Source organism: Acinetobacter sp. UBA2063 (assembly GCF_002333245.1).
GTDB lineage: Bacteria > Pseudomonadota > Gammaproteobacteria > Pseudomonadales > Moraxellaceae > Acinetobacter > Acinetobacter parvus.
In genome coordinates this window covers 1-24,193 of the sequence record NZ_DDAH01000140.1, presented here as the reverse complement: position 1 = coordinate 24,193, position 24,193 = coordinate 1, and the positions used below count along the sequence as shown (strand labels likewise).

Annotated in this window: 24 protein-coding genes; 20 read left to right on the top strand and 4 right to left on the bottom strand. The window is 39.6% G+C overall.

The genetic code is table 11. The annotated features are described in order from the left end of the window. Positions 1–12 precede the first annotated feature (12 nt). Both rpiA and B4H32_RS06425 read left to right on the top strand, forming a co-directional pair. On the top strand, positions 13–684 hold the full coding sequence (gene rpiA / locus B4H32_RS06430) for a ribose-5-phosphate isomerase RpiA (RefSeq protein WP_286800920.1): 672 nt from the start codon (positions 13–15) through the stop codon (positions 682–684). Then, complete coding sequence (locus B4H32_RS06425; RefSeq protein ID WP_286800919.1) at positions 684–1,373, top strand: SprT family zinc-dependent metalloprotease; 690 nt, start codon at positions 684–686, stop codon at positions 1,371–1,373. Before rpiA ends, B4H32_RS06425 begins: the two co-directional genes overlap by 1 nt. Here B4H32_RS06425 and B4H32_RS06420 read toward each other — a convergent pair. Beyond that, on the bottom strand, positions 1,370–2,899 hold the full coding sequence (locus tag B4H32_RS06420; RefSeq protein WP_286800918.1) for a hypothetical protein: 1,530 nt from the start codon (positions 2,897–2,899) through the stop codon (positions 1,370–1,372). The genes B4H32_RS06425 and B4H32_RS06420 overlap by 4 nt on opposite strands. A gap of 333 nt (positions 2,900–3,232) precedes the next feature. On the opposite strand from B4H32_RS06420, the gene argC reads away from it, so the two are divergent. The 6 genes from argC to B4H32_RS06390 all read left to right on the top strand — a co-directional run bounded on the left by argC (position 3,233) and on the right by B4H32_RS06390 (position 10,226). Further along, positions 3,233–4,282 (top strand): N-acetyl-gamma-glutamyl-phosphate reductase, encoded by a 1,050-nt coding sequence (gene argC, locus B4H32_RS06415; protein ID WP_286800917.1) that lies wholly within the window; start codon positions 3,233–3,235, stop codon positions 4,280–4,282. A gap of 81 nt (positions 4,283–4,363) precedes the next feature. Then, the gene (locus B4H32_RS06410; protein WP_004677325.1) at positions 4,364–5,113 is read left to right on the top strand and encodes a DUF6776 family protein; all 750 of its coding nucleotides are present in this window, start codon (positions 4,364–4,366) and stop codon (positions 5,111–5,113) included. 22 nt (positions 5,114–5,135) lie between these two features. Beyond that, positions 5,136–5,549, top strand: a complete 414-nt coding sequence (clpS, locus tag B4H32_RS06405; protein ID WP_171062104.1) for an ATP-dependent Clp protease adapter ClpS — start codon at positions 5,136–5,138, stop codon at positions 5,547–5,549. 518 nt (positions 5,550–6,067) lie between these two features. Continuing rightward, positions 6,068–8,353: an ATP-dependent Clp protease ATP-binding subunit ClpA gene (gene clpA, locus B4H32_RS06400; RefSeq protein WP_004758003.1), complete on the top strand. Its 2,286-nt coding sequence runs from the start codon at positions 6,068–6,070 to the stop codon at positions 8,351–8,353. Next, the gene (locus B4H32_RS06395) at positions 8,353–8,715 is read left to right on the top strand and encodes a YnfA family protein (protein WP_004758005.1); all 363 of its coding nucleotides are present in this window, start codon (positions 8,353–8,355) and stop codon (positions 8,713–8,715) included. The genes clpA and B4H32_RS06395 overlap by 1 nt, the downstream gene beginning before the upstream one ends. A 470-nt stretch (positions 8,716–9,185) precedes the next feature. Beyond that, entirely contained in the window at positions 9,186–10,226 is a 1,041-nt protein-coding gene (locus B4H32_RS06390; protein WP_286800916.1) for a 3-deoxy-7-phosphoheptulonate synthase, read from the top strand. A 91-nt stretch (positions 10,227–10,317) separates the two neighbouring features. On the opposite strand, the gene B4H32_RS06385 is transcribed toward B4H32_RS06390, so the two are convergent. Further along, positions 10,318–11,229 carry an alpha/beta fold hydrolase gene (locus B4H32_RS06385; protein WP_004682046.1) on the bottom strand — a complete coding sequence of 304 codons (912 nt, stop codon included), beginning with the start codon at positions 11,227–11,229 and terminating at the stop codon, positions 10,318–10,320. Then, a complete protein-coding gene (locus B4H32_RS06380; protein WP_004682045.1) occupies positions 11,229–11,789 on the bottom strand; it encodes a PadR family transcriptional regulator in 561 nt (186 codons plus the stop codon). Before B4H32_RS06380 ends, B4H32_RS06385 begins: the two co-directional genes overlap by 1 nt. Before the next feature lie 124 nt (positions 11,790–11,913). Between B4H32_RS06380 and B4H32_RS06375 the strand changes: the two genes are divergently transcribed. The 4 genes from B4H32_RS06375 to B4H32_RS06360 all read left to right on the top strand — a co-directional run bounded on the left by B4H32_RS06375 (position 11,914) and on the right by B4H32_RS06360 (position 16,371). Beyond that, positions 11,914–13,938, top strand: coding sequence for an NADPH-dependent 2,4-dienoyl-CoA reductase (locus tag B4H32_RS06375; protein WP_004682043.1), 2,025 nt, complete (start codon positions 11,914–11,916; stop codon positions 13,936–13,938). A 72-nt stretch (positions 13,939–14,010) separates the two neighbouring features. Next, entirely contained in the window at positions 14,011–14,418 is a 408-nt protein-coding gene (locus B4H32_RS06370) for a nuclear transport factor 2 family protein (RefSeq protein ID WP_004682042.1), read from the top strand. Between the two features lie 128 nt (positions 14,419–14,546). Beyond that, entirely contained in the window at positions 14,547–15,263 is a 717-nt protein-coding gene (locus B4H32_RS06365; protein WP_004682039.1) for an SGNH/GDSL hydrolase family protein, read from the top strand. A gap of 19 nt (positions 15,264–15,282) precedes the next feature. Beyond that, a complete protein-coding gene (locus tag B4H32_RS06360; RefSeq protein ID WP_004682038.1) occupies positions 15,283–16,371 on the top strand; it encodes a YheT family hydrolase in 1,089 nt (362 codons plus the stop codon). 53 nt (positions 16,372–16,424) lie between these two features. Here B4H32_RS06360 and B4H32_RS06355 read toward each other — a convergent pair whose 3' ends face one another. After that, positions 16,425–16,895: a hypothetical protein gene (locus B4H32_RS06355; protein WP_004677340.1), complete on the bottom strand. Its 471-nt coding sequence runs from the start codon at positions 16,893–16,895 to the stop codon at positions 16,425–16,427. Positions 16,896–17,263: 368 nt separating this feature from the next. On the opposite strand from B4H32_RS06355, the gene B4H32_RS06350 reads away from it, so the two are divergent. The 8 genes from B4H32_RS06350 to B4H32_RS06315 all read left to right on the top strand — a co-directional run bounded on the left by B4H32_RS06350 (position 17,264) and on the right by B4H32_RS06315 (position 24,013). Continuing rightward, entirely contained in the window at positions 17,264–18,901 is a 1,638-nt protein-coding gene (locus B4H32_RS06350; RefSeq protein ID WP_004677341.1) for a CTP synthase, read from the top strand. A 30-nt stretch (positions 18,902–18,931) separates the two neighbouring features. After that, the gene (gene kdsA, locus B4H32_RS06345) at positions 18,932–19,789 is read left to right on the top strand and encodes a 3-deoxy-8-phosphooctulonate synthase (protein WP_004677343.1); all 858 of its coding nucleotides are present in this window, start codon (positions 18,932–18,934) and stop codon (positions 19,787–19,789) included. A 45-nt stretch (positions 19,790–19,834) separates the two neighbouring features. Continuing rightward, positions 19,835–21,124, top strand: coding sequence for a phosphopyruvate hydratase (gene eno / locus B4H32_RS06340; protein WP_004677344.1), 1,290 nt, complete (start codon positions 19,835–19,837; stop codon positions 21,122–21,124). A 128-nt stretch (positions 21,125–21,252) separates the two neighbouring features. Then, entirely contained in the window at positions 21,253–21,624 is a 372-nt protein-coding gene (gene ftsB, locus B4H32_RS06335; protein ID WP_004682033.1) for a cell division protein FtsB, read from the top strand. Then, entirely contained in the window at positions 21,608–22,312 is a 705-nt protein-coding gene (ispD, locus tag B4H32_RS06330) for a 2-C-methyl-D-erythritol 4-phosphate cytidylyltransferase (RefSeq protein ID WP_004682031.1), read from the top strand. Before ftsB ends, ispD begins: the two co-directional genes overlap by 17 nt. A 144-nt stretch (positions 22,313–22,456) precedes the next feature. Beyond that, complete coding sequence (locus B4H32_RS06325; protein ID WP_004682030.1) at positions 22,457–22,933, top strand: DUF6438 domain-containing protein; 477 nt, start codon at positions 22,457–22,459, stop codon at positions 22,931–22,933. A gap of 77 nt (positions 22,934–23,010) precedes the next feature. Further along, complete coding sequence (locus B4H32_RS06320) at positions 23,011–23,265, top strand: hypothetical protein (protein WP_004677348.1); 255 nt, start codon at positions 23,011–23,013, stop codon at positions 23,263–23,265. 4 nt (positions 23,266–23,269) lie between these two features. Continuing rightward, a complete protein-coding gene (locus B4H32_RS06315; RefSeq protein WP_004682029.1) occupies positions 23,270–24,013 on the top strand; it encodes a hypothetical protein in 744 nt (247 codons plus the stop codon). Positions 24,014–24,193: the final 180 nt, after the last annotated feature.

The window sequence follows — 24,193 nt, the reverse complement described above, 5'->3', positions numbered from 1 at the left end:
TTGAGTGAAGTCATGAGTCTATATGCAACCCAAGATGAAAAAAAACAGGCTGCGGCAAAAGCGGCATTGAAACATTTGCCCAAAGGCGGCATCTTGGGTGTAGGAACAGGAAGTACCGTCAATTTTTTAATTGATTTATTGCCTGAATTGCAGTTAGAAGCAGCTGTGGCGAGTTCCAATGCAACGGCTGAGCGGCTGAAAAAAATTGGGATTGAAGTGGTTGACATGAACTCGGTGGGTGGTTTGGATGCCTATGTGGATGGTGCAGACGAAATTGACCGTCATATGCACATGATCAAGGGGGGCGGCGCAGCCTTAACCCGTGAAAAAATTGTGGCCTCAATTGCCAAGAAGTTTGTATGTATTGTGGATGACTCAAAATGGGTGGGGCAATTGGGGCGTGATTTTCCATTGCCTGTGGAAGTTATTCCAATGGCACGTTCTGCGGTTGCCCGCAAGATTGTTGCTTTGGGTGGTGACCCAGTTTACCGTGAGGGTGTTGTCACTGACAATGGTAATGTAATTCTGGATGTTTTTAATCTCAATATCTTAAATGCCATCGAACTGGAAAAAACACTCAATAATATCCCAGGTGTGGTGACTAATGGTATTTTTGCCTTAAATGCAGCAAGTATTGCGGTTGTTGCGACTGATCACGGTATTGAAGAACGTATAGCGCAATAATGGCTCTGCTTTCATTAAAAGCTCAATTACCTGAAATTAAAATGATTCGACATGCCAGCGCGCGAAGTTTGCGCCTGCGTGTTGAACCGACAGGTATTCGTTTAACAGTTCCTTTATTTTGTACCAAGAAACAGATTCAGCAGTTTTTAAATCAATCAGAGCAATGGCTGATTGAAACCTGGGATAAACAGCAAAAACAATTAAATTTAACAGCTGCTTTTCCAGAACAGATTAAATTATTTTATCATTTACAGCCATTTCAAATTATTCATCAGCAACAACGCAATATTTTTAAGTTCGACTGGGTACAACATATTTTGTTCATTCGAAATGAACAACCTGAAAAGGCTTTACAGGCTGCAACACTTGCCTATGCAAAACAATTTTTACCTGAATATTTAACCCAAATTAGCCAGGAAATAGGTTTGCCCTATCAAAGATGTACAATTCGAAAGCCTAAAACACGATGGGGAAGTTGTAGTTCAAGACAGGATATTATGCTTCATGCGGCATTGGTGCTTATGCCTGAGCAGAATGTTCGCGCAGTATGTGTGCATGAGCTGGTTCATACACGGCATTTTGATCATAGTCCTGCGTTCTGGAATACCGTAAGTCAACATGATCCAGAATATTTACATCATCGCAGGCAATTGAAAAGTATCCAGTTGCCTGCGTGGTGGTATGTCTAGCTAAAACTACATTGTGCTTGAGTTTCTTGTAACTGTTCATCAGGTGCTTTACGGCTGTCCAAACCTGCCTGTGCACTTAATACCTGATTGGCCTTAATGTGAACCTGTACAAATGCATATTTTAACGAATCATTATTTGGCTCAGGAGAACTACTGTTCAGTAAATATTCAGATTTTGTTGGATCTGGAAGCTGTAATAAATTATCCGTACTATCCGCATCCAAAACTGAGCGATACAATTTTGAATCCTTAATCAGCTCCAGTGCTCCATTGGCACGAATATTTAACTGACATCCATTCGATTTATCTTCGTAATGACCAATTAAGTACTCGATGGAGGGTAGATTGGGGTTGACCAGATTGATGCCAGTTATGCCTTGCTTACATGGATATTTTGAGTCATTGCAACTTCCAGTTGTGTCTACAAAACCAACAGCACGCCGATAGTCACCAGCACCAGCAACACGGAAAGAGGAGGTGGATTCAAGTATGGGGTCTTCACCTACGTAGCTTTTTTGCTGTAATAGGGCATAACCTGTCGGATTCAAGTTTTGCTGTTGGTAATTAGTTGCTAGTTCAAATACTGCTGCTTTTAATGAGATGCCATATTGATCTCGAATAACTTTTTGATTGGCTGTGATATTTAATAATGTATTTTTAGCTGGATCAATATTTTCAGGAGCAGCAGGGATAATGGAGCTTAAATTTGCTTGATCTCCACGAATTGTTTTCGCATCCAGATAGCCATCCCGTAAATCTATAGCCAGATTTTTGGTAAATTCTGTAAGGGTATTATTTGGAAATTGATTTGCCCATTGCTTTAAATAGCCAAAACTTAAATATGTAGTTGTATAGAGATTGGCTTGTTGAGCCAAATTCATATTTTGTGGAGTAAAAGCGCTTAATAAATAGGATGGTTCAAGATTGTGAATATCCATTCCACTAAAAGCATTTAATAAAGCAATGCTTACATCACCAGATGCCATTTTTAGATGTAGTGAACTAATGCGTGTTGGGTCTTCTGGCTCATTAGGTAGTTGTCCAGATCGGATTAATGCTCGTTGATAAATAGCTTCAGAACTTGGATTAATAAAAATTTTTTGAGTTAGATTACTAGTATCAACGTCAACGAGTGCGTGTAAGGTCATAGAAAAATTCTGATACTGACCACTGATAAAATCATAGATTAGTGAATTTGGAAGAGTTGATATCTCAACTCTATATAAATGACTACGATTAAGCACTATTGGTAATGTAAGGCTCAAGTTTGTTGTTGTACTTAAGGTCTGTTCAAGAACGATGGAGTTATCGGTATTGTCGAGAACCTTAACAACGACATTACGCATTTCTACAGGAACTTTAATGTCAAAATTCTTTGGTTTTGGAACTGTAATAACAGGGGTATTCTCAATACGTGCTTTACTTTCACCACTACCACAGCTAATGAGTACCGAACTTAATATAAGTGTGCCTAAGCCTAAACCAATATGACGATATGTTCTTTGTTTTACACTCAAAGAAGGCATTCCCGCTCTCCAAAATTTGCATCCATGAAATTTATTATTACCGCATGGTTTTTATTCTATGCGAATACTTCAATGATTCAATAGTATTTTTTGACCAGTGGTAAAATCGGCATCAGTAAAACGATTTAAAAATATCTTTTACACTGTTTTTTGCTGAATAGCGAATCTTTTACAGTGATTAAATCCCGTATGTGCTGATTCCATGAATTTCTGGATTTGTTATATATAAAGCCATAAACATAACAAACACTATATAAGTTATAGGGTTGTGGATTGTGAAAATCCCATCAAACTGCCATACTAGTGGTACATATATCATTTGAGGTAGAGCACGTGATTTCTGTTGGAATTGTTGGGGGAACTGGATATACAGGCGTTGAATTATTGCGTCTATTATTAAGACATCCACAAGCTCAAGTGCGTGTTCTAACTTCCCGAACTGAAGCAGGAAAGCGTGTCGCGGATATGTTCCCAAGTTTACGTGGACATACTGATCTTGAGTTCTCCGATCTTAGTCTGGATCTGCTCAAGCAATGTGATGTTGTGTTTTTTGCAACACCTCATGGAGTTGCAATGCAACATGCTGAAGAACTGATTGCTGCTGGTACAAAGGTTATCGATCTTGCCGCTGATTTTCGTTTACAGGATTTAGCTCAATTCGAGAAATGGTATGGCATGCAACATAGCTGCCCAACAGTGCTAAAAGATTCAGTATATGGCCTGACTGAACTGAATCGTGAAAAAATTAAAAACGCCAAGGTGATTGGTAATCCAGGTTGTTATCCAACCACAGTACAATTGGGTTTGGCGCCTTTGTTAAAAGCGCAAAATCAACTCATAAATACAAAAAGCATTATTGTTGATGCAAAATCAGGCGTATCTGGTGCAGGTCGCAAAGCTAGCCTGGGCATGATCTATAGTGAAAATGCGGATAATTTCAAGGCTTATGGTGTTGCGGGTCATCGTCATCATCCTGAGATTGTTGAGGCCCTAGAGAATATCTCAGGTCAACAGGGCCAGTTTGACCAGTTTATCTTTGTACCCCATTTAGTACCCATGATTCGTGGCATGCTCAGTACCATTTATGTAGACCTGACAGAGCAAGGCCAGCAAACTGATTTGCAGGAACTTTACCAAAGTTTTTACCAGCATGAACGCTTTGTGGATGTGATGCCAGCCAATAGTTCGCCTGAAACCCGTAGTGTCCGTGGTGCCAATGAATTACGAATCGCTTTATATCGTCCTCAGCCAAATAAGTTGATTATCTTGGTTGCACAGGACAATTTGGTGAAAGGTGCCGCTGGCCAGGCAGTGCAAAATATGAACCTCATGTTTGGTTTTGATGAAGCTGCTGGTTTGAATGGTATCGGTTTATTACCATAAAAAACGCTTTTTTACTTCACACACATTTAAATATGGATTTAAATGTGTGCTTTGATGTAGTCCATAACGATAGAGATGATGATGGAAAACGCTGAACCGACCACTTTACCAGAGAGTTCCGTTAACAAAAATAAATTCCTCAAAACGAATTTACCCTTAGTCATTGCTGCAACTTTACTTATTGGCAGCAGTTTTATGCTTGGTTACACTGTCGGTCATCGTCAGGGATTAACCGTTGTGGGTTATGATGCGGACGCAGAACAACTTGTTGATGTTGTACAGAAGCAAAAAGCCGCGCTCGATTCTGTAAGCAAAAGCCTGAATGCCGCTGTGCAAGAACGAGATATGGCTGTTGGCAATGCAGAGGAATTATTCAAGGGAATTAATCAGGCCAATGCAGATAAAGCGCAATTTGCAAGCATGAATACCATTTATCGTGACATTCTTAGGCAGCGTGGCGGTCTAAGCTTAACGGTTCAGGATTTTGCGATTAAATCACTTCCTGAAAATGCTTTTGAATATCAGCTGGATCTGGTTCAGGTGAGTCCAAATAAACGCCGTGCAATGGGTACAGTTGAATTACGTTTGATTAAGGACACTGAAATACTGGATATACCGTTAGAGGATAAAAACTTTAATTTTGAAGACTTTGAGCGCTTGACTGGTCGATGGACCATGCCAAAGGGCTTTACACCCCAATTTATCGAAGTGCGTTTATCAGGTTCAGGTACACCTGTAATTAAACGTTTTAGCTGGCAGCGTGGCAAGCCTGTTGATGTAAGTTCTGCTTTCGTGTCGGAAATCCCTCAAGCTGAAGCAAATGCCCAGTAAATTTTTAGATTAAGAACTTAATATGCGAAGATACAGACGTCAAATGAATTTAAGTGAAGTGAAAAATTCCTTTCATCAATCGGGTTATGTTGACTGGCACTTGAATCCACGTTTAGGTGATTCGCAAGAGGATCATGAGGGTGAGGTGGTTGTGCAAACAGCCCCGCCAGAATTGAAGCGGCCACCGCTCTATGTTGTTGTTTTAATGAATGATGATTACACACCAATGGACTTCGTGATTGAGGTGTTGCAAAGCTACTTTGCAATGAGCTTTGAACAGGCAAATCAGGTGATGTTAACCGTTCATTACGAAGGTAAGGGCACTGCTGGTGTTTATCCAAGGGATATTGCCGAGACCAAAGCCAATCAGGTGAATAATTATGCGCGTTCTCAAGGACATCCATTATTGTGTCAGATCGAACCTGAGCAGCGTTAAAAAAAAGCAACGCTTTTTAGCTGCGCAAGACGAGCAACTGTGTTGGGAGTGAAAGCGTTAAAAAAAGCAACGCTTTTTAGCTGCGCAAGACGAGGGTTATACCCGAGTGGTAGAGGATAAAAACAAAGCGAAGCTTTGTTCCGAGCGTAAGACGAGCAACTCTGTTGCGAGTAACAGCGTTGGAAAAGCGAAGTAATTGCGGAATATATTCCTCTTAGAGTAAATTTATCAAAAGTTAACATTAATCAGTGATTCTTTAAATAAATAATAAATCTGCTGTCTTTTTGAACGATTAGATAGGTCTTATTCTCTTTGTAATTGAATTTTTACAACAATACGATGTTTTGAATCTTGACCAAGATGCTCAACTAATGCTAACAGTAGATTATGAAGTCAAGAGCTTTGTAGGCATAGATGAAATGGCAATTACAGAAGCTCTGGCGGATCAAGTTAATAATTCGCTTTTTCATTAAAAGAGAGGTCTTTTTTTGATGGAGCCCAAGATATAAGGGGGTTACATGCTCAGTCGTCAATTGGAAGTGTCGTTACGTTTGGCTGTTAGCATGGCTCGTCAAAAGAGACATGAGTTTCTGACAGTTGAACATTTGTTGCTAGCCTTGCTTGATAATGATTCGGCCGTAAATGCGTTAAAGGCATGTGGCGCTGATATCGTTACCTTACGTAAGGAGTTAGAGGAATATGTAGAGCAACATACCCCGAAACTTGGTGACAACAGTGAACAGGCACCTCATCCAACGGAAAGTTTTGATCGGATTCTGCAACGTGCAATTTTCCATGTTCAATCTAGTGGTGGAGACCGTACAGTTGAAGGTGCAGATGTTTTGGTTGCGATGTATTCGGAACGAGACTCTTTTGCAGTTTATTTGCTTAAACGCCATCAAATCAATCGTTTGACTTTAACTCAGTATCTTTCTCATGGTACGCGTAAAGATGAGATTCAGGTTGAGGAAGAAGTTGAGGATATTGAGGGTGAAAATGCAGCTTCTGCCAATGCGGGCCCATTAGAGCAATATACACTTAATCTCAATATTGAAGCACAAAAGGGTAAAACTGATCCTCTGATTGGACGCGAAAAAGAAATTGAGCGTGCAGCACAAATTTTATGTCGACGTCGTAAAAATAATCCGTTGCTTGTCGGTGATCCAGGTGTAGGTAAAACCTCGATTGCGGAAGGTTTGGCGTGGTTGATTGTTAACGGCAAGGCCCCGAAACCACTTGCCAATGCCGAAGTTTATAGTCTGGATATTGGTGCTTTGGTTGCAGGGACTAAATATCGTGGTGACTTTGAGAAGCGTTTAAAGCAATTGCTCAATGCTTTGAAAAAGAATCCAAATGCGATTCTATTCATTGACGAGATTCATATGATTATTGGTGCGGGCTCAAGTATGGGCAGTACTATGGATGCATCGAATCTGATTAAACCTGCATTGGCAAATGGAACTTTACGTTGTATTGGTTCGACGACATTCCAAGAGTATCGTCAGGTTTTTGAGAAAGACCATGCATTGTCACGTCGTTTCCAAAAGATTGATGTCAATGAACCAAGTATAAGCGAAACGATTGAAATTTTACGTGGCTTGAAAAGCAAGTTCGAAGATTTTCATCATGTTGAATACGATGATAAATCTCTCGTCGCTGCTGTTGAGTTGTCGGCTAAATTTATCAATGATCGTTTTTTACCAGATAAAGCCATCGATGTGATTGATGAGGCTGGTGCACAGCGCCGTTTAAAAGCTGAGGTTGATAGTTCAATGATTTCTGTAGAAAACATTGAAGATATCGTTTCCAAGATCGCCCGTATTCCACCGAAAACTGTGTCTAAAGATGACAAGACAGTACTTGAGAATTTAGAGCGTGACCTAAAACGTGTTGTGTTTGGTCAGGATGAAGCGATTACAGCACTTGCATCAGCGATCAAATTATCTCGTGCAGGCTTAAAAGCACCAGATAAACCAGTGGGTAGCTTTGTGTTTGCTGGTCCAACAGGCGTGGGTAAAACAGAAGTCACCAAGCAGCTAGCAAAACTACTGGGTGTGGAGCTAGTCCGTTTTGATATGTCTGAATATATGGAGCGTCATGCGGTTTCCCGTTTGATTGGTGCGCCTCCAGGTTATGTTGGATATGATCAAGGCGGTTTGTTGACCGATGCAATCCATAAAAATCCGCACTGTGTTCTATTGCTGGACGAAATTGAAAAGGCGCATCCAGATGTATTTAACTTGTTACTACAGGTGATGGATCATGGTGCGTTGACAGATAACAATGGTCGCAAGTCTGATTTTAGAAATGTGATTATTGTTTTGACCACCAATATTGGCGCAGAAAGTATTGTACGTTCAAGTATTGGTTTCACTGAGCAAGATCATAGTACAGATAATCAGGATGCCATGAAACGTGCATTCTCACCTGAATTCCGTAACCGTCTGGATGGCGTGATTCAATTTAAGGCACTTCCAACCACTGTCATTGATTCAGTGGTAGATAAGTTCTTAACAGAATTACAGGCACACCTAGATGATAAACAAGTGGTACTTGAGGTTGATCAAAGTGCGCGTGACTGGTTATCCACCAATGGTTATGACCGTCTGATGGGTGCTCGTCCAATGCAACGTCTGATTCAGGAACATTTGAAAAAGCCACTTGCCGAGATGATTCTATTCGGTGAGCTTGCTGAGCATGGCGGTAACGTTGCAGTTTCTGTGAAAACAGAAGATGGCAAAGAGGTAGGTTTAAAACTGGAAGTGTTTGAAGATCATATTAACCCGAGTGCTGAACCTGCTTAATGTTTGAACTCTCTTTTTCGATAACCCAAGTACTTAAAGTATTTGGGTTATTTTTCGTCACAGCAATTGCTGAAATTTTAGGTTGTTATTTTCCTTATTTGATTTTGAATCAAGGAAAGTCGCATTGGTTATGGGTTCCTACGGCTTTAAGCTTAACAGTCTTTGTTTGGTTACTGACTTTGCATCCTGCGGCATCAGGTCGTATTTATGCAGCCTATGGTGGAATTTATATTTTTACTGCCCTGATGTGGTTGCGTTATGTTGATCAAGTCATGCTAACGCGTTGGGATATTTTAGGTGGGATCGTTGTTGTTTGCGGTGCTTGCCTGATTATTTTACAACCGCAAGATTTGGTTCGTTAAAGGCGTGATCTCGAATTGGTTTATTTTTCAACTATTCTATGGATGAAAACACGAAAGGTCAAATTTTACTATTTTGAAGTTTTGATTAAAAAAGATAAAAAGTGCTTGTCAAATGCTGAAATAGTGCGTAATTTAGAACTTAGGAACAGTTTTTAGATATTTTAAAGAAACATGTTAAAGCATACTGTAAACACAAACGCATATTTTTATTTCTGGCACTATTAATGGTTGCCTGATGCGTTTCGGGCAGCAAAAAGGTTGCCCAACCAGTTAATACCTGATCGGCAACCCCGATCAGGTTTTTTTATGCTTTAACATTTATTATTTTTGGAGCAATGCCATGTATACATTCAACATTTCATATTTTAGCAAGATTTCTTGGTTTTACTTTGCAAAAAAATCAACATCACTTAGATCACACTTGCTCAAATAAATGATGGGACTGAACAACAGTCCAAAGGAAATCAATAATGAATGCTTTAAATGCTGCTTTGACACAACCACACACTCATTCAAAAGAATCAATACTTAGCTTGCCATCACAACTCAAAGCACAGTATCCCTTGTCTGCAACTTTAGCGCAGCAAATTTCAAACCATCGTCAAACCATTCAAAATATCTTATCAGGTCAGGATCATCGTTTAATGGTGATTACAGGACCTTGCTCGATTCATGATCCTATCGCAGTACTTGAATATGCTGATCGCCTCCAACAACTACAAGAACAAGTAAAAGATCAAATATTCTTGGTGATGCGTGCATACATTGAAAAGCCGCGCACTACCGTGGGCTGGAAAGGTTTTTTATATGATCCAAATCTGGATGATTCCTCAGATTTACAATTGGGTTTAGAGAAGTCTCGTGCGCTTTATTTACAACTGATTGAAAAAGGCTTGCCGATTGCCAGCGAAATTTTAAGTCCAATGGCAACAGGTTATTTCGATGATTTATTGGCTTGGGGTGCGATTGGTGCACGTACCAGTGAATCACAAATTCATCGTGAAATTGCTAGCCATATGCCATATAGCATCGGTTTCAAAAATGGTACAGATGGTTCAATTCAAATTGCTTTGGATGCGATTCAGTCTGCACTGCATGGTCATCAATTCTTGGGGATGACTCAACAAGGTTTACCTGCAATTTTGCATAGTAATGGAAATCCATTACCACATTTGATTTTACGTGGTTCAAATCATGGAACTAATTATGATTTGGCTTCAATCCAAGCCATGCACTTTAAACATAAGCATTTACCTGCGTTAGTCATTGATTGTAGTCATGGGAATAGTGGTAAAGATCCATTACAGCAGCCGAATGTTTTAAAGCAAATCATTGCAGAACGTGCGGAATCCAAAGTACGTGGTGTGATGATTGAAAGTCATTTGGTGGATGGCAATCAAAAGATTTCTTGTGATATGAACTATGGCCAATCCGTCACAGATGGTTGTTTAGGTTGGGATAAAACTGAACAGTTATTGCTGGATGTTGCTGAGCAGATGAGAAGACATTAAATTGATTTAACAGCCAGTTTATGAATAAGCTGGCTATTTTTTGCGTAAAAATAGCCTAAGTAACTAGGCTATCTAAAATCAATAAGCTAATCTACTGGCTTTGATTTTCTAAAAACTTGCCAATTTCCTGACTAAATTTTCTAGGTTCAGTAATTAGTGGTGTATGCCCAGAACGTTCAAAATAAACCGCTTTGGCATTGCTCAGACTTTTAGCAATGATGGTTTGCCCCGTTTCAGGATAAAGTGTTGAACCACGCCCAATAAAGAAAGTGGTTGGACAGTTCACTCGACTAATGGCTTCGCGATAATCCTCAGTATGATTTAAATAGTTTTCCACATACCAAAGCAGGTAATCCAAACGCTGGATAGGCAATAAATATTTTTGTAAAGAAGGGCGGTTGAGCGCTGCTTTAAATAGTTTGCCACTATAAGGATTGCTACTTTGTAACTCAAGAAAATTACTCCATGCGTTGACTAATTGATCACGAGCAGATGCAGCTAAATCTTCAAATTGGGTTGCCTGTCTATTTGCTGAGAGTACGTTTTGAATATCCAGTAGCAGCGATTTAAATAGGGGATGCTTTTGCCCAAGTAAACCATATTGCCAGGAATCATCCACAGGAATCTTTGGGGTTTGGTCAATATGCAGATAGGCTTTGAGTTTTTGTGCCAAACCACCGTGCTTAAAGCCATGCATGGCTGTGGTTGCACCCATGGAATAGCCAATCAGAATAAATTGGTCTAACTTGAGTTGCTTGATGAGGGTATTCACATCATTCCAGTGACTTGAGATTGCATCCATTTCAGGAATAGCACAGTCTTTTGAGCCGCCAAAACCACGCCAGTCGGGAATGATAAATTCATATTTTTTACGGCTTGCAAATAAAAATGGAAGCCATAGCCAGCTTTGCATGCCCAATCCTGACAGGACGAGTACAGGTTTGCCCTCACCAACACGTCTGACAAACAATTTTTCCTGATCAGGCATGGTATAAAACGGCATTATTTTTCTCTAGCTCCGTTGGCTTTTTCAAACTTTTTAAGTTGTGGAATCATTTGTTCTAACCATCTTATCCATTCGATTTCTTTAATGATACCGAGTTCCAGAATCATTTTATGAATAAATAAGACACGATTAGTAGGTTCATTATTTTTAAAATCCTTATCATGGATGGTTTGATAAAGACTAAGTTTTTCTTTATGAAGTTCTAGATGTCGTTCAAGTTCAGGCAAAATATTATTGCCGCCAAGTTGTGCTTCGGCCCTTAATCTAACCATCAGGTCATCACGCAGCTGGGCAGGCTCGCTTTGTTGTTCAACCCATGCAGCAAGTTCTATTCTGCCTAGTGCTTCGACTTGATAGGTTTTTTTTCGGCTGTTTGCAGCCTGTTCTTCTAATGTAGAAATCCATCCTTTTTTCAGCATTCCATTGAGTTCGCGGTAAATTTGCTGATGAGTCGCGTTCCAAAAGAAGCCCATTGAACGGTCAAAACGACGAGCTAAATCAAAACCTGTACTTGGTTTCTCTAATAAGCTTGTCAATAAAACATGGGCAAGTGACATGATGATCCGTAATAAAAAATGACTCATCAGAATTATGCAATATGTTGCATAAAAATCAAATCTTGTTTATAAGTTTATGCAACAAGTTGCATTAGCAAGCAGATTGCTAGCCAAAGGAGAAAACATGTCAGCTTATCCACATTTATTACAACCACTTGACTTGGGTTTTACCACATTAAAGAACCGTGTGCTTATGGGCTCTATGCATATTGGTTTAGAGGAAGCACCTCAAGGCTATGAACGTATGGCTGCATTTTATGCAGAACGTGCCAAAGGTGGTGTAAGTCTGATTGTAACTGGCGGTGTTTCTCCAAATGATGATGGTGTTGTATTTGCACACGGTACAAAATTAGATACCGTCGAAGAAGCTGAAAAACATAAAGTTATTACTCAGGCTGTACATGAAGCTGGTGGAAAGATCGCAATGCAAATTTTGCATACGGGGCGTTATTCTTATCAAGCAAACAATGTTGCGCCATCAGCGATTCAAGCGCCCATTAATCCAATCAAACCTAAAGCATTAAGTTCGGCAGAAGTTCAGCAAACGATTGATGACTTTGCCAACTGTGCCAAGCTTGCACAATATGCAGGGTATGATGGTGTTGAAATCATGGGTTCAGAAGGTTACTTGATCAATGAATTCATTGCTGCTCGTACCAACCACCGTGATGACGAATGGGGCGGTAGCTACGAAAATCGTATCCGCTTTCCTATTGAAATCGTTAAACGTACTCGTGACTTAGTTGGCGAAAACTTTATTATTATTTATCGTTTATCGATGCTTGATTTAGTCGAAGGTGGTTCAAGTTTAGAAGAAGTTGTACAACTTGCTAAAGAAATTGAAAAAGCAGGTGCAACAATTATCAATACAGGGATTGGTTGGCACGAAGCGCGTATTCCAACGATTGCAACGAAAGTACCGCGTGCTGCATTTACATGGGTAACTGAAAAGCTAAAAGGCTCAGTTTCAATTCCGTTAATCACATCGAACCGTATCAACACACCTGAAATGGCTGAACATGTACTGGCTTCAGGTCATGCGGATATGATTTCGATGGCTCGCCCAATGTTGGCTGATGCCGATTTTGTATTGAAAGCGAGTGAAGGTCGTAGTGATGAAATCAATACCTGTATTGGTTGTAACCAAGCATGTTTAGATCATATTTTCTCGATGAAGATTGCAACATGCTTAGTTAATCCACGTGCATGTTATGAAACTGAGCTGATTTTTAAAGAAACAAATGCAATAAAAAATATTGCAGTAATTGGTGCAGGTCCAGCGGGTCTAAGTTTTGCAACATATGCAGCGAGTCGTGGTCATAAAGTTAAAGTGTTTGATTCAAATAATCAGATTGGTGGTCAGTTTAATATTGCTAAGACCATTCCTGGTAAAGAAGAGTTTTACGAAACTTTACGCTATTTCAAACGTCAAATTGAGTTACAGCCGAATATTGAGCTGGTACTCAATCATACAGTGACTTATGAAGAACTCAGCCAGGCTAATTATGATGAGATTGTTGTTGCAACAGGTGTAACACCGCGTCAATTACAATTTGAAGGTATTGATCATCCAAAAGTATTGAGCTACATCCAAGTATTAAAAGAGCGTGTTCCAGTCGGTAAGCGTGTTGCGATTATTGGTGCTGGCGGTATTGGTTTTGATACGGCTGAATATTTAAGCCATGAGGGTGAAAGCGGTAGTTTAAATCCACAGAAATTCTATGATGAATGGGGCATTGATACCACTTATGCGCATGTAGGTGGCTTAAAACAGCCTGAGCTAGAGAAATCTGAACGTGAGATTTACCTATTACAACGTAAAACAGCCGCTGTTGGTGCTGGATTAGGTAAAACGACTGGTTGGATTCATCGTACAGGCTTAAAACATCGCGATGTGAAAATGATTGCAGGCGCAAGCTATGACAAAGTGGATGATCAAGGATTACATATTACTGTAGATGGTCAGACCACAGTGTTAGATGTTGATAATGTTGTGATTTGTGCTGGTCAAGAATCATATACAGCAATGTTTGATCAACTCAAAGCAGATGGTAAGAATGTTCACTTGATCGGTGGTGCGAAGGAAGCTGGTGAATTAGACGCTAAACGTGCGATTCGTCAAGGTGCTGAGTTAGCAGCAGTTCTATAAGTAAAAGATGAGACATTCTCTATGTTAGGAGAATGTCTCAAACTTCATTAGCTAAAATATAAGGAAATTACAATGACAATCGAAACAACTAAGCAAGCGCTAGAAAAATGGCATCAGATGATCAAAACAGGTGATATGTCATCTTTAAATGAATTACTGGCAGATGATGTCGTGTTTCGTTCGCCTGTGGCATACAAACCTTATGAGGGCAAGCATGTGGTATTTTTTATCCTGACCAATGTAATTCAAGTTTTTCAGGACTTTACTTATCACCGTGAATTTTATACCGAAGATGGGGAAAATGTGGTACTGGAATTTAGTGCCAATGTCAGCGGAAAATCATTAAAAGGCATCGATATGATTCGTTTTAATGAGCAAGGTAAAATCATTGATTTTGAAGTGATGATTCGCCCAATGAGTGGCTTGGCGGCATTGGCTGAACAGATGGGCGCAAGATTTGCTCAATATCAACCAAATTAATTAATACAAAATAGCCTAAGTAAAAATAATCCCCAAAATTATAAAGTTGTGCTGATTTTTATTATTTTACAAATTGCTCTTAACTTGCTTTTGAAAATTGGTATAACCAATATGTGGAGTTTATAAAGATGTGGTTAAAACTTGCAACTTTTGGATTATTACCCGTAGTGCTAATACAAGGCACAAAAGTTCGTAGCAATACACCACGTCTGCCAGAAGCAAGCGGTGATCGTGAGGGCAAGACTGGGCAGGGAAAACCCCTGTCACTTTTGATTCTGGGTGATTCAGCAGCAGCAGGTGTTGGTGTGGAAACACAACAGGAAGCTTTGTTAGGTGCAATTATTGCCGAGTTGCAGAATGAGTATGTGTTGCAATGGAAGCTGCATGCCAAAACAGGTGATACCACAAAACAGGTTTTACAGGCGATCCATGATTTAGAACCACAAAGCTATGATGTGGTGGTTACTTCCATAGGTGTGAATGATGTCACCAAATTAATTTCTGCTAAAACTTGGATAAAACAACAAAAACAATTATTTACTCAAATACAAAACCGTTTCCAGCCAAAACTGATTATTGTGTCAGGTGTGCCACCCATGCAACATTTTCCAGCACTACCTCAGCCATTGGCTTGGCTGTTTGGAAAATATGCCGAACAAATGAATGACGCATTAAAACAGTGGTTAGCTCCACAGCCACAATTTAGATTTATTCAATACGATATTAAAAATTTTCAGGCGATGAATTTACCGATGGCCAGTGATGGCTTTCATCCAAGTAAAGAAATTTATGCAATTTGGGGGCAACAGGTCGCAGCATTGGTGCGACAAACATTTAACGCATAGTCAGAGACGGTAATTGAACATGGGCGGATCTGTTTTAAACAAGCTTAAAGTTTTAGCTTTGGACGTACTGGATTCAGTCGTTGGTGCTGAGCAACCGAAAATGTATTATGACCCGCAAGGGAAAATTAAAGATGTTCTGGAAAGATTACCACAGTTAAAACAGAAATATCGCCCAACTTTTTGGCTCAGCAATAGCCATGTTCATCTTTTATATTTTGATTTAATCAAGAAGAAAACCAGCAAGCTTGAGTATGATCGTATTGATCAGTTGACCATGCAGGATGGTGGTGTTACTGCAATCGCATGGTATGGCTATGATTTGCCAGTCGATACCCCAACTGTTGTGATCATGCATACTATTACAGGTACACCTGAAAGTATGCGTGAACTTGTTAAAGACTTACATGCATATACGGGTTGGCGGATTGCACTTTGTTTACGCCGTGGACATGCAGGGTTACCGATGCCTGTGCCACAAATTTCCCTGTTTGGTTCAACCCATGACTTAAAAGAACAACTTGGACATATTCAAAACCTATTTCCAGACTCAGACTTATATGCGGTGGGTTCATCGGCTGGGACTGGATTATTGGTCCGCTATTTGGGCGAACAAGGCGAAGATACGCCATTTAAGGCCGCTTTTGCCATGTGTCCAGGTTATAACACTGAACTTAGCTTTAAAAATGTACATCCTTTTTATAGCAAAATGATGACCAAAAAATTATTTAAGTATTTTATTCATCCTTATCAAAATACATGGAGCAACATTGCTTCTCTTAAAAAAGTGCTCACCACGACCAGTTTGGAAGAATTTGAAAAAGAATATTTTGAAATGGCAGGCTTTCAGGATTATCAAAGTTATTGCCAAGCCATTAACCCGATTTATGTGTTTGAGAATGTTAAAATTCCATTGATGATTTTGAATGCTGAAGATGATCCTGTCTGTTCCATTAAAAATCTGGAACCTTATAAAGAGACTATTCAGCAGATGGAAAATGTTGTGGTAGTGACTACCAAAAAGGGCAGTCATTGTGGTTTTTATGAAAGCTTAGCAGTGAAATCATGGGCATCACGCTTGATGTCAGATTTTTTGAAGAGTTATTCATAAAGTTTAGCTGTAAAAAAGCCAGTTGAATTCAACTGGCTTTTTACTACAATCAATTAATTGTTCAGTGCAGGGGTTGCAGCGGCAATTGCGGCAGCAACAGCATCATCTTCACTTTGGGCTGGTGTCGATGGCTTTGGTGCTTTTACAGGTTCAGTTTTTGGTTGTTCTGTTTTAGCAGGCTTTTGCTCAGCCTGAACTGCTGGTTTAGGCTGTTCAGTACGTGGCGTTTCAGGTTGAGTGCTTGTATCTGTAGAAGTTTGTGCCTGAGTAGGGCGTGTTTCACCACGAATTTCAGTGGTCGTATTTGGTGTTTCCTCACGGCTTGTTTCAATCACTGGCTCAGGTGCGGGTTCCGCACTTTCTAGAGACTCAAATTCCTGAATTTTTTCAGGTTCAGGCTGAGTCGTTTGTGTCTCGGTTGCCTGTTCTTGCTGCTCTTCTTTCGGTTCTTCTTTTTTCACACAAGCAGTTAATAAAAGACCAGTCGCAAGTGCTGCACAAATTAAAAGTTTTTTATTTGCCATTGCTAAAACAACATATTGAATAAGGACAGCACGGATTATAGCAATAAAACCAGGTGAAGAAATCCCTACGGTTATCGGCTTTGATGATATTTTATAAATGTTTGCTGAGAGAGCGCTATTTTAAAATAAAATCACAGTAAATCTGGGGAAAAATTGCGGTATTTGTTCCATGCTATTGATCAGCCAAATATCATGTAGGGATGAAAAATCCACAAATCCCATAAATTTTTATCGAAAATGCTGATAGAATAGTCGATTGTTTATAGTTCTTTGAATTGGTGCGGTTTGACTTTGCTTTCTTGGTGCAGAGTACAGTAAAATTGCCCAACATTGTAGGCCGATTTCGGCTCGATTGTACGAGAAACTCAATGACCCATTTTATTTTTGTCACTGGTGGTGTGGTTTCATCACTAGGTAAAGGTATTTCTGCTGCTTCTGTTGCCGCACTTTTGGAAGCTCGTGGCTTAAAAGTCACGATGGTAAAGATGGATCCATATATTAATGTCGATCCAGGTACCATGAGCCCATTCCAGCACGGTGAAGTTTTCGTCACAGAGGATGGTGCTGAAACTGACTTAGATTTGGGCTATTACGAACGTTTCCTGCGTCGCGCCAAAATGACCAAGCTGAACAACTTCACCAGTGGTCGTGTTTATCAGGACGTACTCAATAAAGAACGTCGTGGTGACTACTTGGGCGGTACAGTTCAGGTGATTCCACACATTACCGATAATATTAAGGAACGTGTACTTCGCGCAGGCGAGGGTTATGACGTTGCAATTGTTGAGATTGGCGGTACAGTGGGTGATATTGAATCACTTCCATTTATGGAATCGGTACGTCAGCTTATGGTTGAGCTGGGTCATAAACGTACCATGCTGATGCACTTAACCTTATTGCCATATATTAAGTCTGCGGCTGAACTAAAAACCAAGCCAACCCAGCACTCTGTTAAGGAACTGCTTTCGATTGGTATCCAGCCAGACATCCTGATCTGCCGTACTGAACATGAAGTTGATGCGGACACCATTCGTAAAATTGCACTATTTACCAATGTAGAAGCACGTGCAGTTATTGCATGTCCAGATGCAAAAACCATTTATCAAATTCCACGCAATTTCTACGAACAAAATGTCGATGATTTAATCTGTGAACGTTTTGGTTTTAATGACTTGCCAGAAGCCAATCTTGAAGACTGGGATAATGTGGTTGAAGCATTACTCAATCCAGAATACACCGTGCGCGTGGCAATGGTTGGTAAATATGTTGAGTTACCCGATGCCTATAAATCTGTCAATGAAGCACTTTTACATGCAGGCATTAAAAACCGCGTTAAAGTACAGATTGACTATGTTGATGCTGAATCTCTAGAGGGTCAGGATATTTCGGTTCTTGAAACGGCTGACGCAATCCTTGTTCCAGGTGGTTTTGGTGAGCGTGGTACTGAGGGTAAAATGCGTGCGATTCAATATGCACGTGAAAATAAGGTTCCTTTCCTGGGTATTTGTTTAGGTATGCAATTGGCGGTGATTGAATATGCACGTCATGTCGCAGGGTTGCCTGAAGCAACTTCAACTGAATTTAACCGTTCCACCAAATATCCACTCATTGGCTTAATTACTGAATGGCTGGATGAGCGTGGCGAATTACAACACCGTAGTCTTGAATCAGACTTAGGCGGCACCATGCGTTTGGGTGCACAAAAGTCTGAATTGGTTGATGGTGCAAAAATTCGTACAATTTATGGTCAATCAGAAATTATTGAGCGTCATCGCCATCGTTATGAAATGAATGATCGTTTTATTGAGACCATAGAACAGGCAGGTATGAAGATTTCAGGCTATTCTTCAGTACAACATTTGGTTGAAACTGTAGAAATTCCTGAACATCCTTGGTTTATTGCGGTACAATTCCATCCAGAATTTACAAGCTCACCACGTGATGGTCATCCATTATTTGCCAGTTTTATTGACGCTGCAAAGAAACAGCATCAAAAGAGTAAATAATATAGACTTAGATAAACTGGGAAAGTTTAAATGTCACAATTAAAACCACAAGAAGTTGTACGTTTAGGCGATATACAAATGGCAAATCATTTGCCATTTGTATTATTTGGCGGAATGAATGTACTTGAGTCAAAAGATTTAGCGTTTGAGATTGCTGAAACTTATATTGATATCTGTAAACGATTAAACATTCCTTATGTGTTTAAAGCGAGCTTTGACAAGGCCAACCGTTCCAGCCTGAACTCGTTTCGTGGACCTGGCCTGGAAAAAGGCATCGAATGGCTGGGGGAGATTAAAAAACAGTTTAATGTCCCAATCATTACTGATGTGCATGAACCGTATCAGGCAGCACCCGTTGCCGAAGTTGCCGACATTATTCAGCTTCCTGCATTCCTCAGTCGCCAGACTGATCTCGTTGAAGCAATGGCAAAAACCCAAGCCATTATCAATATCAAAAAAGCACAGTTTCTTGCCCCACATGAAATGCGCCATATCCTGCATAAATGTCTAGAAGCGGGAAATGACAAACTTATCCTTTGTGAACGTGGTTCAGCATTTGGCTATAACAACCTTGTTGTGGATATGCTGGGCTTTGACATCATGAAAGAAATGAATGTACCCGTATTCTTTGATGTGACCCACGCTTTACAAACACCAGGTGGACGTGCTGATTCCGCTGGTGGTCGCCGTGCCCAAATCACGACTTTAGCGCGTTCAGGTATGGCAACGGGCTTGGCAGGATTATTTCTTGAAGCACATCCAGACCCTGAACATGCAAAATGCGATGGACCATGTGCCTTGCGTTTATCACAGCTTGAGCCATTCTTGGCGCAATTAAAAGAATTGGATACTTTAGTTAAAGGATTCAAAAAGTTAGATACCCATTGATGCATTCAGTTGCATCTTTTTATTCATTCAACAGAGGAATTGTTCATGAGCCAAATCGTTGACATTCGTGCACGTGAAATTTTGGACTCTCGTGGTAACCCAACCATCGAAGCAGACGTTATTTTAGAATCTGGGGTTGTTGGTCGTGCATGTGCACCATCTGGTGCTTCAACTGGTTCTCGTGAAGCTTTGGAACTGCGTGATGGTGACAAGTCGCGTTACTTGGGTAAAGGTGTTAAAAATGCGGTTAATAACGTAAACACTTTAATCCGTGATGCTTTAGTGGGTAAATCAGTATTTGAACAAAAAGACATCGATAACACGATGATCGAGCTTGATGGTACTGAAAACAAAGAAAAACTAGGTGCTAACGCAACTCTAGCTGTTTCTTTGGCTGCTGCTCGCGCTGCTGCTACTGAAAAGAAAATTCCTCTTTTCCAATACATCGCAGACTTGCGTGGTCAAACAACTTTGAGCATGCCTGTACCAATGATGAACATCATCAATGGTGGCTCGCATGCAGACAACAATGTGGATATTCAAGAGTTTATGATTGAGCCAGTAGGCTTCACTTCATTCTCTGAAGCATTACGTGCGGGTGTTGAAATCTTCCATTCTCTAAAATCAGTTTTAAACAAAAAGGGTTTAAATACTGCTGTGGGTGATGAAGGTGGTTTTGCTCCGAACTTGCGTTCAAATGAAGAAGCAATCACTGTTATTCTTGAAGCGATTGGTCAAACTGGTTACAAAGCGGGTTCTGACATTATGTTAGCACTTGACTGTGCATCTTCAGAATTTTACAAAAATGGTCAATATATTCTTGCAGGTGAAGGCAATAAAGCATTCACAAGCAATCAATTCTCTGATTATTTAGCTGGTCTTGTAAATCAATATCCAATCATTTCGATTGAAGATGGTTTGGATGAGTCTGACTGGGAAGGCTGGAGCTATCTGACTTCAATCCTTGGTGATAAAATCCAATTGGTTGGCGACGATTTATTCGTAACTAATCCTAAGATTTTACAACGTGGTATTGATGAGAAAGTGGGTAACTCTATTCTGATCAAGTACAACCAGATCGGTACATTAAGTGAAACTCTGGATGCGATCTACCTTGCGAAAGCTAATGGTTACAGCACTGTAATCTCGCACCGTTCAGGTGAAACTGAAGATTCAACCATTGCTGACTTGGCAGTCGGTACAGCAGCAGGTCAAATCAAGACAGGTTCACTTTGCCGTTCTGACCGTGTTGCGAAATACAACCAATTGCTTCGTATTGAAGAATTAACCCATGCCGCTTATCGTGGTAAGGCTGAGTTCAAAGGTCTAAAATAAGGTCAAGCTTTAGCCATGTTAAAACTTCTTGAGAGCCTTTCTTTACAAAAGAGAAAAACTTTACGAATTCAGAATCCTATAGAATTTGTGACAGGTTTTTCTTTCAAGAGGGATGTGGGGAGTTTTTCATGCTAGATGTGTTTCGATCGACTTCGAGTAAATTGATTCTGTTGCTTGTGATTGCTTTGGTTGCAAGTTTACAGTATCAATTTTGGTTGGGTGAGGGAGGCTATTTCCCTCATCAGGCTTTAACTCAACAAATTAAGCAGCAAGCAGAAATTAATACTGAGCTAAAGGAACGTAACCGTATTTTAGCAGCCGAAGTTTTCGACTTGAAAAATGGAACGGAAGCGATCGAAGAACATGCACGTTTGGATTTAGGTTTAGTTAAACCTAATGAAACTTTTGTGCAGATGAGCACAATTAGTACACATTACAAACCGATTTATATTGATCCAAATGCAAAAGTAGATGTCGCAACTAATGAAAACCCAGACTAAGCTGTGGGCTGTTGTTCCAGCCGCAGGTTTGGGCAGTCGTTTTTCAAAAACTGAATTAAAACAATATCAATATATTCAAAACTATACTGTACTTGAGCATACTGTAAATCGTCTTAATAGCTTGGATTTAGCAGGATGTGTGCTTGCAATAGGCTCACAAGATAACTTTGCCAAAACACTTTCTTTTCAGCATAAAGATAAGTTACATTTTTGCTTAGGTGGTGCAGAGCGTGTTCATTCTGTACTGAATGCCCTCATTTATTTATCTGAAATTGCCCATGAAGATGATTGGGTATTAGTGCATGATGCAGCACGTCCATGTGTGACGCAGGAAAATTTACAGCTATTGGTTAATACTGCAATAGCGCATAACCAAAGTGCAATTTTAGCAATCCCAGTTCGTGATACCTTAAAACTGGTGCACACTGAAAATCAGATTGAGAAGACAGTCAGCCGTGAATTGTTGTGGCAGGCACAAACCCCGCAGATGGCAAAATTAAAGATATTAAAAAATGCGCTTGAAACAGCATTAGCTAATCACATTGTAATTACTGATGAGGCAAGTGCTTTAGAATATATCAATCAGGCTGTACAAGTGGTGCAAGGTCGTTCAGACAACATCAAAATTACCTATGCCGATGATCTGGAACTTGCCCGATTAATTCTGCAATCACAAAATTCTCACTAGTTTTAATCCGTTTTGCTTTACATAATTTATAGTTAAATAGCCTAAGTAAAATTAGTGGAATATTAATATTTTAACATCAATATAAATCACAACAATTTCACTATTTGTTAAATTTGAACCACATACTTTATAATGGATCAACAAATGAAAAAGTTATTAATCGCGGGTGTTTTTACGTTTACATTAGTGGGTTGTGCATCTACACCACCGCAAGCTCAGGGTATGATGCAGGAAACTATTCGTTATTCATCTAGCCCATGTTTTGGTGCCTGTCCAATTTACTCAGTGGAAATTTCTCCATCTGGAGCGGTGCATTTTGATGGGAAACAATATACAAAAGTAACAGGAACCCAAGATTTAACAGTAAGCCCATCTGTTTATAAGAAGCTTCAACAAGAATTACAAACTTATCGTCCTGAAACGGGAGCAAATGTAAAGACTACAGGATGCCAGCAAACAGCAACCGATCAACCAAGTGCATATTTCTGGTGGAAACGTCCTGATGGTACGGTAACACGTTTAAGTCACTATATGGGCTGTATTTCACCAGCAAATATTGAGTTAAATAAGCTGATTGAAAACATACCGAAATTAATTGGTATTGAGGATTTAGTACATTAATGCCAAGCTGTAAAAATGGACAAAATGAGCATTTATGTTAGTATAGTTATAAGCGCAATCTTGCGGAGGAGTCATCAATGACAGCTTTTACAATCATGCAAATGAGTATGCAAGAAGAAGATCATCTTCCTGACCTTGCTGTACAAGCGTTCCGCAATGCCTTTAAGCAGGCAAGTGAATGTTCTGAAGTTGTTTATGTAAAAGATCGTCAATTGTTAAAGCGGTTCCCTAATGGTGAGATCAAAGTACTACAAGATCTTTCAACATCGTATCAATCACTTGCAACTTCTCAACGTATCTTCAAACGTAAGAAAAAGTCTGTGACTGTTTAGAAATATGCGACAGCCACGTATTCGTATGTTTGCAGGACCAAATGGTTCTGGAAAAAGTACCATCAAGGACTATTTATTGCCCCGACATATTGGGGCATATTTAAATGCAGATGAGCTTGAAAAAGTTTTAAATCAAACACAAATTCTTGATCTGAATAGTTATCATGAGTTGCTGGATGTCGAAAAACTCATTGATTTTTTAAAGACCAAAAAGAAAAAGATAAATCAACAAATATGTGATTTATTGAGTCAGGAACCTGAATTATTTGCCGAGAGACAAATCCTTTTTGCAAAAGTTGATGTCGATTCTTATCTTGCAGCCCGAATCATTGATTTTATTCGTTTAGAATTTTTAAGATTAAAGATCAGTTTTACTTTTGAGACGGTAATGTCTCACATCAGTAAAGTTGAATTTTTAAAAGATGCACAAGAACAAGGGTTTAAAACATATTTATATTATGTTGCAACAGTGAATCCTGAAATTAATATCGCACGTGTCCACTATCGGGTAAGTATAGGTGGGCATCCTGTACCAGAACAAAAGATTCGTGATCGCTATTATCGTAGCCTGGATCTGCTTATGCAAGCAGTCGAAGTCACAGATCGAACTTATTTATTTGATAATTCATCTGATGGTGAAAAGGCTGCTTTTCTAGCGGAAATTGAACAAGCCGAAGTGTTAAAACTTAATGAGAATATGACTGAATTTCCACTTTGGTTTGTCGAAAAAGTTCTATCTGATTTTTAATAACATACTAATAATCAATTGGTTAAAAGATGCATAAAAAATAACTTTGCTTTCTCACCTAATTAACATAATATAAAAAAATATAATATTATATGGTGTAATGATGTCTAGTATTCTCTTAGCATTGATCGGTGGTGGAGTTTTGGGCATTGCCGTTGTGGGCTATTTATATATCAATGG

What these genes read in the sequence shown, in the direction of transcription:
- B4H32_RS06375 (WP_004682043.1), top strand. Translation starts at nt 11,914, where the DNA reads ATGTCAGCTTATCCACATTTATTACAACCACTTGACTTGGGTTTTACC.
- B4H32_RS06395 (WP_004758005.1), top strand. Translation starts at nt 8,353, where the DNA reads ATGTTTGAACTCTCTTTTTCGATAACCCAAGTACTTAAAGTATTTGGG.
- B4H32_RS06420 (WP_286800918.1), bottom strand. Translation starts at nt 2,899, where the DNA reads ATGCCTTCTTTGAGTGTAAAACAAAGAACATATCGTCATATTGGTTTA.
- B4H32_RS06410 (WP_004677325.1), top strand. Translation starts at nt 4,364, where the DNA reads ATGGAAAACGCTGAACCGACCACTTTACCAGAGAGTTCCGTTAACAAA.
- B4H32_RS06350 (WP_004677341.1), top strand. Translation starts at nt 17,264, where the DNA reads ATGACCCATTTTATTTTTGTCACTGGTGGTGTGGTTTCATCACTAGGT.
- B4H32_RS06380 (WP_004682045.1), bottom strand. Translation starts at nt 11,789, where the DNA reads ATGTCACTTGCCCATGTTTTATTGACAAGCTTATTAGAGAAACCAAGT.
- B4H32_RS06365 (WP_004682039.1), top strand. Translation starts at nt 14,547, where the DNA reads ATGTGGTTAAAACTTGCAACTTTTGGATTATTACCCGTAGTGCTAATA.
- B4H32_RS06315 (WP_004682029.1), top strand. Translation starts at nt 23,270, where the DNA reads ATGCGACAGCCACGTATTCGTATGTTTGCAGGACCAAATGGTTCTGGA.
- B4H32_RS06385 (WP_004682046.1), bottom strand. Translation starts at nt 11,229, where the DNA reads ATGCCGTTTTATACCATGCCTGATCAGGAAAAATTGTTTGTCAGACGT.
- kdsA (WP_004677343.1), top strand. Translation starts at nt 18,932, where the DNA reads ATGTCACAATTAAAACCACAAGAAGTTGTACGTTTAGGCGATATACAA.
- ftsB (WP_004682033.1), top strand. Translation starts at nt 21,253, where the DNA reads ATGCTAGATGTGTTTCGATCGACTTCGAGTAAATTGATTCTGTTGCTT.
- clpA (WP_004758003.1), top strand. Translation starts at nt 6,068, where the DNA reads ATGCTCAGTCGTCAATTGGAAGTGTCGTTACGTTTGGCTGTTAGCATG.
- eno (WP_004677344.1), top strand. Translation starts at nt 19,835, where the DNA reads ATGAGCCAAATCGTTGACATTCGTGCACGTGAAATTTTGGACTCTCGT.
- B4H32_RS06370 (WP_004682042.1), top strand. Translation starts at nt 14,011, where the DNA reads ATGACAATCGAAACAACTAAGCAAGCGCTAGAAAAATGGCATCAGATG.
- B4H32_RS06390 (WP_286800916.1), top strand. Translation starts at nt 9,186, where the DNA reads ATGAATGCTTTAAATGCTGCTTTGACACAACCACACACTCATTCAAAA.
- B4H32_RS06425 (WP_286800919.1), top strand. Translation starts at nt 684, where the DNA reads ATGGCTCTGCTTTCATTAAAAGCTCAATTACCTGAAATTAAAATGATT.
- ispD (WP_004682031.1), top strand. Translation starts at nt 21,608, where the DNA reads ATGAAAACCCAGACTAAGCTGTGGGCTGTTGTTCCAGCCGCAGGTTTG.
- B4H32_RS06320 (WP_004677348.1), top strand. Translation starts at nt 23,011, where the DNA reads ATGACAGCTTTTACAATCATGCAAATGAGTATGCAAGAAGAAGATCAT.
- clpS (WP_171062104.1), top strand. Translation starts at nt 5,136, where the DNA reads ATGCGAAGATACAGACGTCAAATGAATTTAAGTGAAGTGAAAAATTCC.
- rpiA (WP_286800920.1), top strand. Translation starts at nt 13, where the DNA reads ATGAGTCTATATGCAACCCAAGATGAAAAAAAACAGGCTGCGGCAAAA.
- B4H32_RS06355 (WP_004677340.1), bottom strand. Translation starts at nt 16,895, where the DNA reads ATGGCAAATAAAAAACTTTTAATTTGTGCAGCACTTGCGACTGGTCTT.
- B4H32_RS06360 (WP_004682038.1), top strand. Translation starts at nt 15,283, where the DNA reads ATGGGCGGATCTGTTTTAAACAAGCTTAAAGTTTTAGCTTTGGACGTA.
- B4H32_RS06325 (WP_004682030.1), top strand. Translation starts at nt 22,457, where the DNA reads ATGAAAAAGTTATTAATCGCGGGTGTTTTTACGTTTACATTAGTGGGT.